Here is a 15,594-nt window from a genome sequence, read left to right as displayed (position 1 = left end):
GCTTTAAGCAAACGCAGTTTGCTGAGAGCCTTCTTCCTCTGCCAAGGCAGTGGTGACGGCTTTTCTGACTTCCACCAGTGAAAATGGTTTTGTCAGAACGTCCTTCACGCATTTGCCGACTTCTTCAGAGCGTTCACGCTGGTCTGCGTAACCGGTCATCAAAAGGATTGGCAGGCCCGGATAGCGAGCGCTACTTTGCATTGCAAGTTCGATACCGTCCATCTCCGGCATTCTGATGTCGGAGAGCAGAAGGTCAAACTTGCCCTGCTGTTGCAGCAGTACAAGAGCGGCTTCGGCGCCATCTTCTACGGCGGTCACTTTGTGCCCGTCCAGCTCCAATGCACGTTTTACAAAGGCGCGGACCGCATCATCGTCTTCCGTCAGAAGTATGTGAGCCATTATAGCCCCCCTAGTTAGTCGTCACCTTCCTGCGGCACGTAGCCGATGAATGGCAACTGTCTCCATGCATGCCCCATGTCCATACCGTAGCCGACAACGAATTTATCCGGACAATCGAAGCCCGTGTAATCCGATTTAACATCGGCTTTTCTGTGGTTCGGTTTGTCCAGGAGTGCAGCAATCCGGACAGACTTGGCTCCACGTGCGGCGATCATGTCGCGTGCAAACTTCAGAGTGCGGCCAGATTCGAGAATATCATCGACCAAGATGACGTCTCTTCCGGTCACGTCGCTTTCGATATCGCGGAGGACTTTTACCTCTCCTGACGACACCGTTCCACTTCCATAACTTGAAAGGTGTAAAAATTCCATTTCCGGAACGGAACCTGCTCTGTGCAAAGCACGGGCAAGGTCAGCTGCAAAAATGAAGCTTCCTTTCAAGACCGCTACTACGAGGAGATTGTGAGGCTTGTCCTGTGAGATAGCTTCTGCGACGGCTTTTACGCGTGCCGCAATTGCTTCTTCATCAAACAGCACGCGGATTTCCGGGTTACCGGTCATCTAATGCTCGCTCTTTTCTTTTGGCGCTCAACAAAGCGCAATTGAATGTCGGCGGCTCGCTCTGGCGGATTGTTTAGCCGAGCTCTGAACCGGGTTTTATCACCTGGTGCAAGCCAGTCTTCTCTTGGCTCAACAATCCAGGAGTGTATCTCTTGCGTGTCCAGTGAGCGCAACGCCAGCTTAATCGCCGGAATATACGTCTCGCTTCTTGTAATATTTTCTACAGAACCTTCCACAACAAGCACGACGAAACCGTCGTCCACCTCACGGAATGTTCTCAGATCCTTAAATACAAGACCACGCAGATTTACGGTCATACCAGCCAACTGGTAAAGACCAGCCAAATCGGGGAAGGTTCTTACAATTGATTCACGGTAGTGCACAGCTGAAAAACAGAGTGCTAGTGAAGCAGCAAGAAGACTTGCGCCCAGCAGGCCTTTCGCGCTTATAACACCTGATTTGCGGGATGACTTAGTTTTTTTTCTAGATCTTCGGTTGGACTTCTGAGAGGTGCCTTCAGATTTCTTCTTCTCGTCGGATTTGTCATCCTCAGAACCCGTTGGTTCCTCTGATGCCTCATAGGATTTGCTGGCTTTGTCACCTGACTGAGTGCTGGTGTCCTCGCCCATAGAACCGCTTGAATCTGAAGGTTCTTCTTTGGGTTTTCCTACAAGGTCTTCTTCTGAAAACGCTTCGTGACGGTCCGCTTTGTCGCCGATACCAGCCCAATCTTTTTCATCAAAGCTTTCGGAGAAAGAGGGTTCCTTGCGATCATCATCGGGTGTTGAATTGTTGTGTACTTCCGGCTCTGCATCAAGTGCAGTGGCCCAATCGTCCTCTACCTCAGGTGTAACCTGCCAGATATGATTGCAGCTGGCGCATTTTACTTTGCGGCCTGTATCTCCAATTTTGTCCGTGGGGATCTCATAGGCAGTATTACATTGAGGGCAGATAATTTTCATCGAGTGTGGTCCAAAAGCGGATTGCCTTTAAAAGGAATGGTCAAGCCGCTTAAATCCTTCATTTTCTAGCGTATTCCTCTCCGAAAGCGGAAGGAAGCTGTCAGGAATACGTCTCAGAGCCACCAAATATGCAATGTACTCACAAGTACTCAAATGCGCAGGTTTTGACCAGCCTAAATACAGGTACTTCACGTCAGGTTGAGTGACTAGAATTTATTCTATCTGAAGTATGAGGACCTCTATTTCCTTAATGAAGTGTTAATTTATTCGAGGGATATCCAAAGGAACAGGCTCGCATAAATTTGCAGGGGTAAGTTCAGTCAAAAATTGAACGCGAGAAAATTATTTTTTAGAGTGATTTGCACGAGTTTGGCCTCATTTTTCTGATAAGGCGAAACCTCACGTCTGCTAGGGGAACTTTCGGTGATACGCTTTGAGAATGTGGGACTTCGGTATGGCATGGGCACTGAAGTACTTCGGGATTTGACCTTTTCCATTGAGCCGCAATCTTTTCAGTTTCTCACTGGTCCTTCAGGTGCGGGCAAAACAAGTTTGCTGCGCCTGTTATTCCTTTCTATGCGCCCCACTCGCGGGCTGATTTCTGTTTTTGGCAAAGACACCACCAAAATCGCAAAGGCTGAGCTGCCGTCCATGCGCCGCCGGATTGGCGTGGTGTTTCAGGATTTCCGTTTGCTGGATCACCTGACCACTTATGAGAACGTGGCGTTGCCTCACCGTGTTGCGGGGAAATCCGAGGCAGAGTACCGTCCTGATGTGATTGATTTGCTGAAGTGGGTGGGACTTGGTGACCGTATGCATGTGTTGCCGCCTGTTCTTTCTGGTGGTGAAAAGCAGCGTGCTGCTATTGCGCGGGCGCTGATCACACGGCCTGAAGTTTTGCTGGCGGATGAGCCGACTGGTAACGTGGACCCACCACTTGCCCGCCGGTTGTTGCGTTTGTTCATTGAGCTGAACCGGCTCGGCACTTCCGTAGTGATCGCAACCCACGATTTCCACTTGCTGGAGCAGGTGGAAGCGCGGCACCTTATCCTCAACGACGGGCGGTTGGCTGTTCATGACTGATACTCAGCAAAGAAGAGAGCCGCCAATGTCTGGCCCGAAGTCTGGGCCAAAACGTGCGTCAGCTGGACAAAAAAGGCCTACAAGACCGCGTAAAGGGCCGCCAAAAGGCAAGGGTGGTCGCCCGGTCAAAAAAGCGACAGGTGCGAAACCTTCTGGTTTGCGGTTCAAGCTTAAAGAAAGGCCTGCTCCGATTGTTCCGCCGCAGGCGATCTCCGGTCAGGCTCTGATGCTTGTTGTGGCAATCATGAGTTTTCTGGCCTGCCTGACCGTTGGGTTTGTGGCCATCGTCAATGATGCGGCGAATGATTGGACCAATGATCTGGTGCGCGAGGTCACTGTTCAGATCCGACCTGCAGATGGCGTGAACATGCTGCAGGAGATTGATCGCACGCTGGCTCTTGTTCGCGAATTTCCCGGTGTTGGAGATGCGCGTGCTCTTTCAGATGAAGAAACCAAGGGATTGCTTCAGCCCTGGCTTGGGGCCGGGCTTGAACTGGAGGAGCTTCCGGTTCCACGTCTTGTTCTGGTTGAAATCGATGATCCTGAGCTGCTTAATCTAGCGGATATGAAGGCTCAGATTGAGCAGGATATTCGTGCAGCGTCGGTGGATGATCACCGTGTCTGGAACCGCCAGCTTTCAGCTATGGCGAACACTGCTGTGCTTGTGGGCTTTGGTATCCTTGTGCTTGTTCTGTTTTCCATGGTGCTCTCCGTCATTTTTGCGACGCAGGCTGCTATGTCCGGCAACAAGGATGTGGTTGAAGTGCTGCACTTTGTTGGTGCGGAAGTCAGCTTTATTGCCTCCGAGTTTCAGCGTCACTTCCTGATGTTGGGGCTTAAAGGCGGGGTCATCGGCGGTACAATTGCCGCACTGAGCTTTCTGGTTATCGGTTTCTTTGGTAGCTCGGACATCACTTCGGTCAGCGGAAATCAGGTGCAGGCCTTGTTTGGGGCAGTGCAAGTGAGTGCGATTGGGTACGTTGGAATTGTTGCGGTTGTGGTGCTTGTTGCTGTCCTAACCGCTCTGACGTCTCGTCTGGCTGTCCACAGACATTTGGCAAATATGGATTAAGTGTCGTTTTCTTCCCATTTTCGCCAGTTCTGATATGTAGTCAGGAAAATATTCGTTCAGGTTTGTGGCTATAAGCATTGTAGCGACATCATGGAGCATTCTTTGAATACGCGCGACACAGCGGCTAAATTTAAAGCACCCGGTGAGCAAGAGCCGGTACCAGCCAGCGTTGATAAACGCCCGGGCCGGAAGTCGTTTGTCCGGCGTAGTGTTCGCTTCTTCTTTTTGCTGTTTCTGATTTGCTCTGTCGTTTTTGCGGCTGGCTTCTTGTGGTTTGTGGAAGTTTTGCAGCCTGCTGTGCAAGCTGTTGTGCCCAAGCATGCCGACGGTATTGTTGTTTTGACAGGTGGCAGAGATCGGATTTCGCAAAGTCTGGATCTTCTGGAAGTTGGAAGTGCGAAGCGTCTTTTGATTTCTGGTGTTCATCCATCAACCAGTGCAAAGCAGATTGCGCGGCTTAATTCCAAACGGATGTGGTTGTTTGATTGCTGCGTTGATCTGGACCGAAAAGCGCTCAATACCATCGGGAATGCTGAGGAAACTGCGAACTGGGTGCGAAAAAATCAGTTCAGCTCATTGTTGGTCGTCACCAGTGCCTATCACATGCCTAGAGCATTGGCAGAATTGCAGGTTCGCCTGCCGGATGCTGAGCTTTACCCAAGTCCTGTCTACCATAAAGAGCTGGATTTAGAGCATTGGTATGAAAGTTCTTCGATAACAAAGCTTCTCCTACGCGAATATGTGAAGTATATCCTCGTTCGGCTGCGAGTTGAGCTGGACGCTGTATTCCCTGTAAAACACTCCTCTTAATTTCGTAAGATGAAATCTAAATTCACCTTGGCATAGTGTCGGGTGGAAATGGTTGTGAAGGTCCTATGCTCGTCCTGCGTTCCGTTCTTTTTAACGTGCTTTTTTACATCAGCACCCTGATCATTATGATCGCATGTATGTTTTTGTTTATTCTTCCTGTCCGGTATTGCTGGTGGCTGCTGCCATTCTGGTGCCGCGTAGAGAAGTTTTTGTTGCGTTGGGTTGGTGGTGTAAAATCTGAGATCACAGGCCTTGAAAACCTACCAGATACAGGCTGTGTCATTGTTTCCAAGCACCAGTCTGCCTGGGAAACGTTTGCGCTTGCTGAGTATTATCGTCAGCCTACGTTTATCTTGAAGCGAGAGCTGCGCTGGGTGCCATTCTTCGGGTGGTATCTGATGAAGTTCCGCCAGATCCCTGTTGATCGCGGTAAAAAGGGTAAGGCCCTTGCTGCCATGGGTAAGCGAGCTGCTGAGGCGATTGCAGAAAATCGCAATATCATCATCTACCCTGAAGGAACACGTCGTCCAGCTGGTGCTGAGCCACAATACAAATATGGTATCGTGCACCTTTATAAGACGCTGAACTGCCCGATTGTTCCGATTGCTCTTAACTCAGGTGTTTATTGGCCGCGTCGCCGCTTTTTCCGTTTTCCTGGCACGATCAAAGCAGAGATCCTTGAGCCTATTCAGCCGGGTCTGCCACCGGAGGAATTCTTCAAACTGTTGCAGGAACGTATTGAGACTACCTCTGATCGTTTGCTGGATGAAGCTGAAAAAGATACGCCGGATAACATTATCATCAAAGAAGCTCGTGTACTGCAGGCAGAATATAAGAAAAAATAAAGATTTTGCGTGGAAATCAGATGTTTCAAAGGAAGAAGGCCGCCTTTGCCTTAAAGGCGGCTTCTTTTTTTGACAAAGCTCTGGCTCAACTTGTAATATGTTCGCAGTTTGTTCTATAAAGTACTATGGGAAATAGCAGGAGAAATCAGGAGAGTGCGTTGCAGTACTCATTGTTTGATGATCGCTTGCCAAGTGGCAGGTCTCCACGAGTGTCAGAGGAGTTAGGTGCTGGCAGCCAGTTCAAATACTGGTCTGGTGCGTCTGGACACCGTTACCTCTTTACCCGGATCTCTCCGGAAGAGGTTTCTGACTATGCGGAGAACCTTGTTCTGATCACAGACAAGAAGAGCGAAGCCGTTGTCTGGCTCGGGTTTTTGGGTATGTCGAATGAAAAGACCCCAATGCCTGCGCTGAAAGCTTCGCAGGGTGCATACGTACATCTTCTGGCAGAAGATAGCGCGGAGAGGGATCGCGCTCACAATGATCTGCGTACGGGGATCTTTTCTTATATCAAGCAGGAAGACGAATAGTCGAAGCCTGAGGTTATATCGAGAGTTGTCGTGCCAGCCATTCTACGTTCTGGTCTTTAATACCCATTTCCTTCATATGCGCGTGAGTGTTGAGTACATACTCCGGATTTGCGCCAGACTGACCCACAGCCCCCTTTACAATCTGCAATTGGTCTTCTAGCGGTAACGCACCTGCATATTGCTCGTGTTTCTGGTCTGCAACGAATGTGACTGCACGGACTTTGGTGCCTTCTTCGTCCAGCAAACGGACACGGCGGTGTGTTTCCAGATACACCATAGTTTGCTGTTCGCGCTCGCGGAGGTACCCAAGTGTGTGCTGCCAGTTTTCTGGTGAGACTTTGAATGCCATGCCGATGCAAGCACCGCCTTTATCCAGCCCAAATACCAGTCCAGGGTTGTCTTGAGTCCCACGATGAACCCATGAATACACACAAAGAGATCTATGGACACCATGCAAGATTGCCGGGACTGCTTGCTCGAAAGTAAAGCCAGGGCGCCAAATTAGTGAGCCGTAGCCAAATATCCATAAATCTCGCATAACTATTTTCTCGTAGAATTCTTTGAGTGACACGCCTATCAGGCTCGTAATCAGCATGCAACTCACAGCACTGTGTGAGGGTAACGGAGAGTAGATGACTGAACCAAAAGTATCCCGACCCCCAAGAAAGTCGGCGTATTTCGTTTTGGCGATCCTTGTCGCCTTGATTATTGGCGGGTGGTCCGCCTATTGGGCAGTTGGACGCGGAATTGTTTCCGACGTTATTCGCAATGGCGTGAAGGTTGCTGAAGCAGACGGCGGAAGTCTTGAATGTGGTGACCAGCAACTTGGCGGATACCCGTTCCGGTTTGAACTGACCTGTACTCCTTTCCGCATGGACAAGAACGGAGAGTGGTACTTTATCAATGAGTTACGCGGTGTCGCGCTGGCTTATAATCCAACTCATGTGATCTTTGAGGCGACTGGTCCTGCTGAGATGAACTTTGGCCAGCAAGGGCCTGCATACTCCGCGCACTGGAAAACCGCTCAGGCGAGTGTGGTTGCTGAAAACAGCAAGCCTGCCAAAATTGACGCTGTCTTTAAAGAGCCGATGCTGACTTACACCATTGGCGAGCAGTCTGTTGAGCTGAATGCTAAGCTGACAGAAGCACATATGCGCCGTGTTGAAAGCAATGAGGATGCGCTTGATTTGGCCGTGCAGATCAATGGTCTGACGGCAGGCAAAGTGTCTGATGATGTGCCGCTGGATATCAGCCTTGTTATGCAGTTGCCGGAGGGCTCCAAGCTTCTGGATGGCAAAGTTCGCAATATTGCTGATTTGATGGTTGATGAAGAATTAAAGGTCAACGTTTCCAGCTTGCAGCTGAAAAGCGGTGAGTTTTCTGTCAACACGGGTGGTGATCTGGTGATTGACCGTCAGGGTCGTTTGAATGGAACACTGCCGCTGGTGATCACTGGCATTCATCAGCTGGAAGATGTCTTGCGACCACTGTTCCCACAAGGCTCCAAGACGCTTGAATCGCTGCAAAAGACTGCGATGAGCATTGGGCAGGGAAGTGCAGTGAACGGTGTTCCTACGCTCAAGATCCCCGTGACTATTGAGAATGGGCGCGCACGTATCGCGTTCTTTGATTTGGGGCCTGTGCCTCAGCTGATCATAAAAGAAAGCGGCTCGTAAGAGCCGCTTTTGGTTTATGCGAGAGCCAGACGATCAATCGGGACGATGAAGCTGTCTTTGTCGTCTGGTTCTGCCAGATTTTCAAAGAGGCTGTTGTCGACCTTGTTTTTGTTTGGCACCAGCCAGCGGACGTGAAGCCAATCACGTTCCTTACCGATCCTGGAGATTTCTTCCACGAGTGTGCGACCAATGCCGGTATGGCGATGATCCTGCACGACGTAAATGTCATCCAGCTGGCCAATGCGCAGGCCAGAAATCAGGTCTGGAATGTCAAAGAAAGCGGCAAACCCAACAAGTGTTTCACCTTGGAATGCACCAATGATTTCGATGGACTTGTCTTCGAGCAGGCGCTCGGAGAAGACTTCGTCCGGGCGACGTGGAGCACCGCGCTTGAGAGCTTGAGCATTCTCTGCAATGAGAGGGGCCAAGTCTGGCGCGTCACCGGGTTTTAAGGCTCTAAAAGAAAGATCAGCCATTATACCTCTTCCCGTTCCTTCGTTTGATTTTGCGTTATAGAGTGACCCCAAAAATCCCTTAAAATCAAGGTGTGAAAGTCTCATAGGGCTTGGATTTTTGTGGGATGCCTAATTCCTGAGACTGGCTTGATTTTTATCGATGCCATTATTGCGGCCAAAGACCTAGTGTTTGACGGTTCAAAACTGGCAAATAGCACGAATGGTGAGTAGTGAAGGCGGGTTGAGGTCTCTAAACTCAGCCTGATTTTGCAACGCAACAGGAAGTGCCATGTCTAGCTCAGAGCAAGTTCACAGTATCAGACCGCGTCGTAGTGCGCTTTACATGCCGGGCTCAAACGCACGTGCATTGGAAAAGGCCAAAGGGCTGAATGTGGATGTATTGCTGCTGGACCTTGAAGACGCCGTTGCGCCTGATGCCAAAGAGATGGCGCGTACTCAGGTGTGTGAGGCTGTCGCTGGCGGCGGTTATGGGTATCGCGAGCTTGTTATTCGCATCAATGGAATGAAGACCCCTTGGGGTCAGGAAGACCTGAGAGCGGCTGTTGCTGCCAAGCCGGATGCAGTGCTTCTGCCGAAGGTGGAAAGCCTTGCTGATATCAAGCCTGTTGCTGATTATCTGACTGAGCAGGGTGCTGATAGTGTTCGCATCTGGGCGATGCTTGAGACGCCGGGTGCGATTCTCAATGCTTCCGAGATTGCCGAGGCTGCCAAGGATCCGCATAACCGTCTGGACGTGTTTATTATCGGCACCAATGATCTGAGCAAGGAGAGTGGTGCCAAGATCTTGCCGGGTCGTGCTGTCTTGATGCCATGGCTGATGACCTTCCTGGCAATTGCGCGTGTTGGTGGTGCGGATATTCTGGACGGTGTTTACAACAACTTCTCTGCTCTTGAAGGCTTTGCGGAAGAATGTAAGCAGGGTGCCGAGATGGGGTTGGATGGTAAGACCTTGATCCATCCGAAGCAGCTTGGACCTTGCAACACTGCCTTTGCGCCAAGCAAAGCGGATGTTGAGTGGGCGAAGAAGATGATTGCCGAGTTTGAATTGCCAGAAAACCAGAGCAAAGGTGCTGTGCAGGTTGACGGCAAGATGGTTGAGCGTCTGCATGCAGATATTGGCCGCAAAACGGTTGCGATTGCTGAGGCTATCAAACGGCACGTAAACGCGTAAATTTGAACTCTGCGCACGTTTTAACCTCTGGTATCTGATAGGTGTGGCTGGTAGGTTCCCGCCCACACTCGAAGAATTTAAAGGAATAAACATGCGCCTTTACCGCCTCATCACCGAACCGGATTCTGCAAAGTTTTGTCACCGTGTTACTGAAGCGCTCAACAAAGGTTGGGAACTTCAGGGCTCGCCAACCATGACTTACGACGCAACTCAGGGCCTTACCATTTGTGGTCAGGCCGTGGTCAAGCATGTTGATGGTGAGAAGTACACGCCAGAGACCAAGCTCGGCGCTTGGTAAGTTAATCTGTTCAAGGCCTGCAGCAATGCAGGCCTTTTTCGTTATGGGCTTCGGTTGCTTAACCGAAGTTGCTTGAAGGAGCGTGGAGCAGTGAGGTAAATTCCTGCCTTAACGTGGTGTCGGTTTTAAAGTCCCCTTCGAAATATCGTGTAACCATTGAAACGCCCGGCTTACGAATGCCTCTCGTGGTCATGCACATGTGGGCTGCTTCAATGATGACTGCGACCCCGCGTGGCTCAAGCGCTTGCCAAATTGCATCACCGATCTGAGCGGTGAGGGTTTCCTGTATCTGCAACCGTTTAGAATACGCTTCCACAACGCGAGCAAGCTTGCTGATGCCGACAACGCGACCAGCAGGTAAATAGGCAACATGGGCTTTGCCGATGATAGGGACGATGTGGTGTTCGCAATGAGATTCCAGACGCATGTTGCGCAGGATGATCAAGTCATTGTAGCCGTCAGTTTCTTCAAAGGTTTGGGTGAGCAGTTGCTTGGGGTCTGTCTCATAACCTGCAAAGAAATCCTCGTAGGCGCGGGCAACTCGGGCTGGCGTGTCAATCAACCCTTCGCGCTCCGGATCATCTCCTGACCATTCGATCAGGGTTTTTACAGCGGCTTCAGCATCTTCCCTTGAGGGGCGTTTGCGTGCCTGATCTTTGGTCGGCGTTTCGCTCAACAGCATACTTCTGGTTCCTGATGGGTGGAGGTATGCTGATATTATTGTAATAGTATAACATTACAATCAAGTGGATTGTTGTAGAATGGCTTCTAAAACACCCCGATAAATAGCTCTAACGCGATGATGATGGTTTGGGGAAGCTTGCCAGAAGTTGGTGAGGCCGGGACCTGCGTTCAACTCCAGGACATTAGCGGGTGCATCGTTTTTGCTGAGATCATCACAAAGGATGTCTACACCTGCATATCGTAAGCCACACACACGCGCAGCTTCCACGGCCAGGTTTTTGAAGCGGTGAGAGGCGAGGTCGGTTACGTCGACTGCTTCACCGCCCGTTGAAAGGTTAGCGTTGGAAAGAAGCTGAAGGAGTTCTCCATCGGGTAGCACAGTTGTCAGATCGTAGCCTGCTACCCGAATGGCTTTAAGGATGCGGGGGTCATTACTTTCAACCTTGTAGCCACCGCTTCTGGTGGTGAGGGTTTTGATCTTGTTAGCCAAGAGTTCTGCGATAGGGTGAGAGCCGTTTCCGATAAGGGAGAGAGGGCGCCGTTCTATGATTGCCAGAATCGTTCCATCAAGCACAATCACGCGATAATCGCGGCCTGAGACAGCTTTCTGTACCAGCATGCGATCGTTGGATCGTAAAGCGTTTGTCAGGTGGGCGTTGAGTTCTGCCTCTTCGGAGATCTTTTGAACACCGACGCCTTGGGTACCTTCATTGGGTTTGATGAAAACCGGATAGCCGAGTGACTGGGCGATGTCGCCTGCTTCTGTGAGCGTGTTCAGGCTTCTGGCGACATGTGGGTTGGCGGTGCTGAGTTGCCTGATCGCTTTGTTTGAATGAATGAGCTTGAAGTCAGGGGTTGGTAGACCGGCATCCTGCAAGAGACGACCGCAAAAGTCCTTGTCTCGTGCGGCTTCTCCAGCGGCATAACTGTTAAGTGCGAAAGCTCCGCCCTTGATGGGGAAACGCATGCCGCTGCCTGTTTCTATGTAACCGAAATAGAAGAATTCGCTGTCGAGAGCGAGTTTGATGCCTTTCTCCTGACACAACTCCGCAAGCAAGCGTGGGGCAAGAGGAAGGTTCGGGAGGTCAGGCGAAACAGGGATAAACTGCATTCAAATTCTCAAGCTAATAAAAAAGGAGCGCCGAAGCACTCCTCTTCATACATCAGTTTTTGTAGCAATGCTCTAGTTGTTGCCGCGTCTTTGACGGGAGTTCGCGATGTAATCGATCTTGAACAAATCCGGGTTAGTCGCGCCGTTTTCAGTCACGTCATAGATAGCAACAGAAGTGTCGTATCCCTGTGCGTCGCGTACGGTCCATTGCTTGAGCTTGTAGTTTCTTGCGTCGAAAATCAGCGTCAGGCGGCCAGATGTGAAACGGGTTTTGTCGTCGATCGCAATTGTGATGAGATCTGGTTCAACAACCACGTTGGTTACATTGGCGTCTGTCTTAAGGTCGATTTTATCAGCCAGTAGGAAGCGCAGGGGTGTCTGTGAAAGTGGCCAGATGTCCTGCGTCTGCAACTTACGGTCCTTGACTGAAACCATGCTGCCGTCAGCAATGATGTCGAGTGTAGAAGGCTTGTTGTAGTAGAAGCGGACTTTGCCCGGACGGCTGATAAAGAACTGCCCTTCGACACGTCCACCGGTTGGGCCAAATTGCACGAACTTGCCGTGCATGTTGCGGACGGAATTGAAATACTTGCTAACGGCGTCAATGGCTTGCACGTTAGTCAGCGCGACTGGCTGTGCCTGCTGGGCTGTTTGAGCGGCGGAGTGTTCCGCAGTCAGTGGGACAGAACCAATAAAAAGCGCTGCTGCAATTGCGAGGCTTTTGCCAATCCTACCAAAAGAGATCGCCTGAGATGCAATCATAAATATAACTCCGCTGTCAAAACTCGTAGAACAACCGTAAGGCGAGTTGATTAACTCTTCTCTAAATCCAGCTTGCGGTTATTTGTGAACCCTCATTCTGAAAGGCTATCGTTACCATAAGGCGAAGATGGGGCATATGCCTCAAATTCCATAAAATCGCCTAGACATCTCTGAAAAGGCTGATCAACTTTTCGGGAGTGTTTTACAGCAGTCTACCCGTGATTGGCTACAGGCAGACTGCTGCAAGATAAGTATCAGAACTGCTCGCCGTTTTCTGGGAGCAGGATTTCTCGCTTACCGGCATGGTTCGCTGGGCTGATCATGCCCTCTTGCTCCATGCGCTCAATGAGAGAGGCAGCGCGGTTGTAGCCAATTGAGAGGCGGCGCTGAATGTAGGAGGTTGATGCTTTACGGTCTCTGGCGACGATTGCAACGGCCTGATCAAACAGGTCGTTGGTTGCGTTGCCGGAGCCTTGCGTCAGAGCATCGTAGCCGCCCTCCGATTCAGTGTCTTCAGTCACGTCAGAGAGGTAGGTCGGTGTGCCTTGCTCTTTGAGGTGTGAGACGATGTCTTCCACTTCATCATCAGCAACAAATGGGCCGTGAACACGCTGGGTTTTACCGCCAGCGGCCATGTAAAGCATGTCACCCATGCCAAGCAGCTGTTCTGCGCCCATTTCGCCAAGGATTGTGCGACTGTCGATCTTGGATGTCACTTGGAATGAAATACGGGTTGGGAAGTTGGCTTTAATAGTACCGGTGATGACGTCTACGGATGGGCGCTGGGTTGCCATGATCAGGTGGATACCGGCAGCACGGGCCATTTGTGCCAAACGCTGGATTGCGCCTTCGATGTCCTTACCTGCTACCATCATGAGATCAGCCATTTCATCGACGACTACGACGATGTACGGCATTTTCTCCATTGGCAGTTCTTCTTCTTCGAAGATTGGCTCGCCAGTGTTTTTGTCAAAGCCGGTCTGAACCGTGCGCGTGAAGCTTTCGCCCTTCTTCATGGCTTGCTCAATACGGGTGTTGTACCCGTCGATATTGCGCACGCCCATCTTGGACATTTTCTTGTAGCGATCTTCCATCTCACGAACGGTCCATTTCAAAGCCACGACGGCCTTGTTCGGATCGGTCACAACAGGGGTGAGAAGGTGCGGAATGCCGTCATAAATGGACAGTTCCAGCATCTTTGGATCGATCATGATCATTTTACACTGCTCAGGGGTGAGCCTGTAGAGCAGGGAGAGGATCATGGTGTTGACGGAAACGGACTTACCAGAGCCTGTGGTACCTGCCACCAGCAAGTGAGGCATGCGGGCAAGGTCGGCGATGACGGCTTCACCATTAATGGTTTTGCCGAGGGCCATGGCCAGCTTTGCTTTGGACGCGTCAAAGTCCTCAGAGTCCAGAAGTTCGCGCAGGTATACGGTTTCGCGTTTGGCGTTTGGAAGCTCGATACCGATGGCGTTTTTGCCCGGAATAACGGCTACACGTGCAGAGATCGCGCTCATGGAGCGGGCGATGTCGTCTGCCAAGCCAATCACGCGGGAAGATTTGATACCCGGAGCTGGTTCCAGCTCGTAAAGCGTTACAACAGGTCCCGGACGAACTGCGATGATTTCACCACGGACGCCAAAGTCACCCAGTACACCTTCCAGAATACGGGCGTTTTGCTCAAGTGCGTCTTTACTCAGGCGCTGCTTGCCGTCTGCCTGAGGTTCAGCGAGAAGCTCAATGCTAGGCAATTCAAACGGTGGCTGTTTGATAATTGCGGTAGATCTCTTCTCCTGCGCAAACGGGCGCGGCACAGAGCGTCCCGGAGCAGGGCGTGGCGGTTGTTGTTGAGGAGCTGCCTGCATTGGAGGTTCTTGCTCATCAGGACTTGCAATGCCGATCGGTGCATCCGGCTGAGGACCCAGATGGAGGTCTTCGCCCTCATGGTAGTCATCTGGCCCAAGCTCATATCCATGTTCATCATAAACAGGTTCGCCTGCGGGTACAGGTTCCCACTGTTCTTCAGGATAGTGCTGGTTTTGCGCTGCGTAATGTTGTGTGTTGTCATGTTGCGCGTCAAACTGCACATCTGACCGTTCAGGCTGAGCTTCCTGCTGATAATAATCGCTGAGGCCATCATCTTCGACAGGCATAAGCTTGGATGCTACTTTGCGTCTTAGACGGGATACCAAGCTGTCTTTTTCAGCGGGCTCTTCTTCATCAGCTTCCTGCTCTTCCCACTGTTGATCTGCCTGTGGGGCGTGCTGCTCTTCTTCGTAATATTCTGGCTGCTGAGGCTGGTTTGGATCGTGCGGGGCAGGTGCATAATCTTCTTCCTGCCAATTTTGTTCAGTGACCAGCTTGCGTTTGAAGATCGTGCGTTGAATCGCACTGGTTGCCATGAGCTTCCAATGGCTTAGCGCGCCAATGATTGCATAGTAGCGATTGTTTTCGCCGTCATAGTCTTCCTCAGAATCTTCCGTAAACGGCAACGCTTCGTGAGGGGTGTATTCATCTTCAACAGCTTCGTCTTCAGTGAACTCTGAAGGAGCTGGATCTTTGCCGATCAGGCCTGCTGCGTAAGCTAGGAGCACAATAGAAGGCAGGCCAAGACCGACTGCACCGGTCAGGGTTCTCATGCCCGTTGAGAGCTCAGGCAGGATTGCGGTTGGAACGGAGAAAATCCAGTCGCCGAGGAAGCCGCCAAGTCCTGTTGGCAGTGGCCAGCTTGATGGAATTGGAATGGCTGCCAAACCACCTGCAAATAGCACGGTTCCGACAAGCCATGTCAGGAAGCGTTTGCGGGTGACACCGGATGTATATTTGAGAGACAGGCGCCATCCCCAGAGGAAGATGGGCACCAGAAATACGGCTGTTGCCAGCCCGATTGTCTGCATCAGAACGTCTGCAACAATGGCTCCTGTTTGGCCCAGAGCATTGTGAATCTCAGCATTGGTTGCGTGATTCAAGCTTGGGTCGTCCGTTGACCATGTTGCGAGGGCTGCCGCCACACAGAGACCGATGACGAGGATCACCGCGCCACCAATGACGATTATGTTGCTTTTGATAAAGCGCTTGATCGGGCTCTCTGTATCAGCCAGTGAAACAGAGTTTGCTTTTGGTCGTTGCATTGCAGCAGCCTGACGCATTCA

The 15,594-nt window shown here is 51.0% G+C and carries 17 protein-coding genes; 8 read left to right on the top strand and 9 right to left on the bottom strand.

What is annotated here, in order from left to right:
* Positions 1–3 precede the first annotated feature (3 nt).
* The 3 genes from BM231_RS01205 to BM231_RS01195 are packed head-to-tail and all read right to left on the bottom strand — an operon-like array spanning position 4 to position 1,921.
* Positions 4–399, bottom strand: coding sequence for a response regulator (locus BM231_RS01205; protein WP_063308914.1), 396 nt, complete (start codon positions 397–399; stop codon positions 4–6).
* A 14-nt stretch (positions 400–413) separates the two neighbouring features.
* Entirely contained in the window at positions 414–959 is a 546-nt protein-coding gene (hpt, locus tag BM231_RS01200) for a hypoxanthine phosphoribosyltransferase (protein ID WP_063291253.1), read from the bottom strand.
* Positions 956–1,921: a zinc-ribbon domain-containing protein gene (locus BM231_RS01195; protein WP_093516131.1), complete on the bottom strand. Its 966-nt coding sequence runs from the start codon at positions 1,919–1,921 to the stop codon at positions 956–958. Before BM231_RS01195 ends, hpt begins: the two co-directional genes overlap by 4 nt.
* 423 nt (positions 1,922–2,344) lie before the next feature.
* Here BM231_RS01195 and ftsE point away from each other — a divergent pair, with 423 nt between their 5' ends.
* The 5 genes from ftsE to BM231_RS01170 all read left to right on the top strand — a co-directional run bounded on the left by ftsE (position 2,345) and on the right by BM231_RS01170 (position 6,261).
* Positions 2,345–3,004, top strand: a complete 660-nt coding sequence (gene ftsE, locus BM231_RS01190; protein ID WP_057464653.1) for a cell division ATP-binding protein FtsE — start codon at positions 2,345–2,347, stop codon at positions 3,002–3,004.
* Between the two features lie 25 nt (positions 3,005–3,029).
* On the top strand, positions 3,030–4,076 hold the full coding sequence (locus BM231_RS01185) for a cell division protein FtsX (RefSeq protein ID WP_208859979.1): 1,047 nt from the start codon (positions 3,030–3,032) through the stop codon (positions 4,074–4,076).
* A 102-nt stretch (positions 4,077–4,178) separates the two neighbouring features.
* Positions 4,179–4,886, top strand: a complete 708-nt coding sequence (locus BM231_RS01180; RefSeq protein ID WP_208859978.1) for a YdcF family protein — start codon at positions 4,179–4,181, stop codon at positions 4,884–4,886.
* Positions 4,887–4,951: 65 nt separating this feature from the next.
* The gene (locus BM231_RS01175; RefSeq protein ID WP_093516127.1) at positions 4,952–5,731 is read left to right on the top strand and encodes a lysophospholipid acyltransferase family protein; all 780 of its coding nucleotides are present in this window, start codon (positions 4,952–4,954) and stop codon (positions 5,729–5,731) included.
* A 158-nt stretch (positions 5,732–5,889) separates the two neighbouring features.
* Positions 5,890–6,261: a hypothetical protein gene (locus BM231_RS01170; RefSeq protein WP_208859976.1), complete on the top strand. Its 372-nt coding sequence runs from the start codon at positions 5,890–5,892 to the stop codon at positions 6,259–6,261.
* A 13-nt stretch (positions 6,262–6,274) separates the two neighbouring features.
* On the opposite strand, the gene BM231_RS01165 is transcribed toward BM231_RS01170, so the two are convergent.
* Positions 6,275–6,799, bottom strand: coding sequence for a gamma-glutamylcyclotransferase (locus BM231_RS01165; RefSeq protein ID WP_093516992.1), 525 nt, complete (start codon positions 6,797–6,799; stop codon positions 6,275–6,277).
* Positions 6,800–6,893: 94 nt separating this feature from the next.
* On the opposite strand from BM231_RS01165, the gene BM231_RS01160 reads away from it, so the two are divergent.
* Positions 6,894–7,937, top strand: coding sequence for a DUF2125 domain-containing protein (locus BM231_RS01160; protein ID WP_093516123.1), 1,044 nt, complete (start codon positions 6,894–6,896; stop codon positions 7,935–7,937).
* 14 nt (positions 7,938–7,951) lie between these two features.
* Here the strand turns inward: BM231_RS01160 and BM231_RS01155 are convergent, their stop codons facing one another.
* Positions 7,952–8,413: a GNAT family N-acetyltransferase gene (locus tag BM231_RS01155; RefSeq protein WP_093516121.1), complete on the bottom strand. Its 462-nt coding sequence runs from the start codon at positions 8,411–8,413 to the stop codon at positions 7,952–7,954.
* Positions 8,414–8,681: 268 nt separating this feature from the next.
* On the opposite strand from BM231_RS01155, the gene BM231_RS01150 reads away from it, so the two are divergent.
* On the top strand, positions 8,682–9,584 hold the full coding sequence (locus tag BM231_RS01150) for an HpcH/HpaI aldolase/citrate lyase family protein (protein WP_093516119.1): 903 nt from the start codon (positions 8,682–8,684) through the stop codon (positions 9,582–9,584).
* Positions 9,585–9,675: 91 nt separating this feature from the next.
* On the top strand, positions 9,676–9,882 hold the full coding sequence (locus tag BM231_RS01145; RefSeq protein ID WP_057464660.1) for a DUF1737 domain-containing protein: 207 nt from the start codon (positions 9,676–9,678) through the stop codon (positions 9,880–9,882).
* A 58-nt stretch (positions 9,883–9,940) separates the two neighbouring features.
* Here the strand turns inward: BM231_RS01145 and folE are convergent, their stop codons facing one another.
* The 4 genes from folE to BM231_RS01125 form a co-directional block, all read right to left on the bottom strand.
* A complete protein-coding gene (folE, locus tag BM231_RS01140; protein ID WP_093516117.1) occupies positions 9,941–10,564 on the bottom strand; it encodes a GTP cyclohydrolase I FolE in 624 nt (207 codons plus the stop codon).
* 60 nt (positions 10,565–10,624) lie between these two features.
* Positions 10,625–11,677 carry an ATP-binding protein gene (locus tag BM231_RS01135; protein ID WP_093516115.1) on the bottom strand — a complete coding sequence of 351 codons (1,053 nt, stop codon included), beginning with the start codon at positions 11,675–11,677 and terminating at the stop codon, positions 10,625–10,627.
* Positions 11,678–11,749: 72 nt separating this feature from the next.
* Positions 11,750–12,439 carry an outer-membrane lipoprotein carrier protein LolA gene (locus BM231_RS01130; protein WP_057464662.1) on the bottom strand — a complete coding sequence of 230 codons (690 nt, stop codon included), beginning with the start codon at positions 12,437–12,439 and terminating at the stop codon, positions 11,750–11,752.
* Between the two features lie 254 nt (positions 12,440–12,693).
* A complete protein-coding gene (locus tag BM231_RS01125; protein WP_093516113.1) occupies positions 12,694–15,591 on the bottom strand; it encodes a DNA translocase FtsK in 2,898 nt (965 codons plus the stop codon).
* Positions 15,592–15,594 lie beyond the last annotated feature (3 nt).

It is taken from the genome of Pseudovibrio ascidiaceicola, from assembly GCF_900114245.1.
Taxonomy (GTDB): Bacteria; Pseudomonadota; Alphaproteobacteria; order Rhizobiales; family Stappiaceae; genus Pseudovibrio; species Pseudovibrio ascidiaceicola.
Note: the sequence above shows the minus strand (reverse complement) of the source record. Positions and strands in the feature narration are given on the sequence as shown.

What these genes read in the sequence shown, in the direction of transcription:
- BM231_RS01145 (WP_057464660.1), top strand. Translation starts at nt 9,676, where the DNA reads ATGCGCCTTTACCGCCTCATCACCGAACCGGATTCTGCAAAGTTTTGT.
- BM231_RS01160 (WP_093516123.1), top strand. Translation starts at nt 6,894, where the DNA reads ATGACTGAACCAAAAGTATCCCGACCCCCAAGAAAGTCGGCGTATTTC.
- BM231_RS01185 (WP_208859979.1), top strand. Translation starts at nt 3,030, where the DNA reads ATGTCTGGCCCGAAGTCTGGGCCAAAACGTGCGTCAGCTGGACAAAAA.
- folE (WP_093516117.1), bottom strand. Translation starts at nt 10,564, where the DNA reads ATGCTGTTGAGCGAAACGCCGACCAAAGATCAGGCACGCAAACGCCCC.
- BM231_RS01150 (WP_093516119.1), top strand. Translation starts at nt 8,682, where the DNA reads ATGTCTAGCTCAGAGCAAGTTCACAGTATCAGACCGCGTCGTAGTGCG.
- BM231_RS01125 (WP_093516113.1), bottom strand. Translation starts at nt 15,591, where the DNA reads ATGCGTCAGGCTGCTGCAATGCAACGACCAAAAGCAAACTCTGTTTCA.
- BM231_RS01205 (WP_063308914.1), bottom strand. Translation starts at nt 399, where the DNA reads ATGGCTCACATACTTCTGACGGAAGACGATGATGCGGTCCGCGCCTTT.
- BM231_RS01135 (WP_093516115.1), bottom strand. Translation starts at nt 11,677, where the DNA reads ATGCAGTTTATCCCTGTTTCGCCTGACCTCCCGAACCTTCCTCTTGCC.
- BM231_RS01165 (WP_093516992.1), bottom strand. Translation starts at nt 6,799, where the DNA reads ATGCGAGATTTATGGATATTTGGCTACGGCTCACTAATTTGGCGCCCT.
- BM231_RS01195 (WP_093516131.1), bottom strand. Translation starts at nt 1,921, where the DNA reads ATGAAAATTATCTGCCCTCAATGTAATACTGCCTATGAGATCCCCACG.
- BM231_RS01175 (WP_093516127.1), top strand. Translation starts at nt 4,952, where the DNA reads ATGCTCGTCCTGCGTTCCGTTCTTTTTAACGTGCTTTTTTACATCAGC.
- hpt (WP_063291253.1), bottom strand. Translation starts at nt 959, where the DNA reads ATGACCGGTAACCCGGAAATCCGCGTGCTGTTTGATGAAGAAGCAATT.
- BM231_RS01130 (WP_057464662.1), bottom strand. Translation starts at nt 12,439, where the DNA reads ATGATTGCATCTCAGGCGATCTCTTTTGGTAGGATTGGCAAAAGCCTC.
- BM231_RS01155 (WP_093516121.1), bottom strand. Translation starts at nt 8,413, where the DNA reads ATGGCTGATCTTTCTTTTAGAGCCTTAAAACCCGGTGACGCGCCAGAC.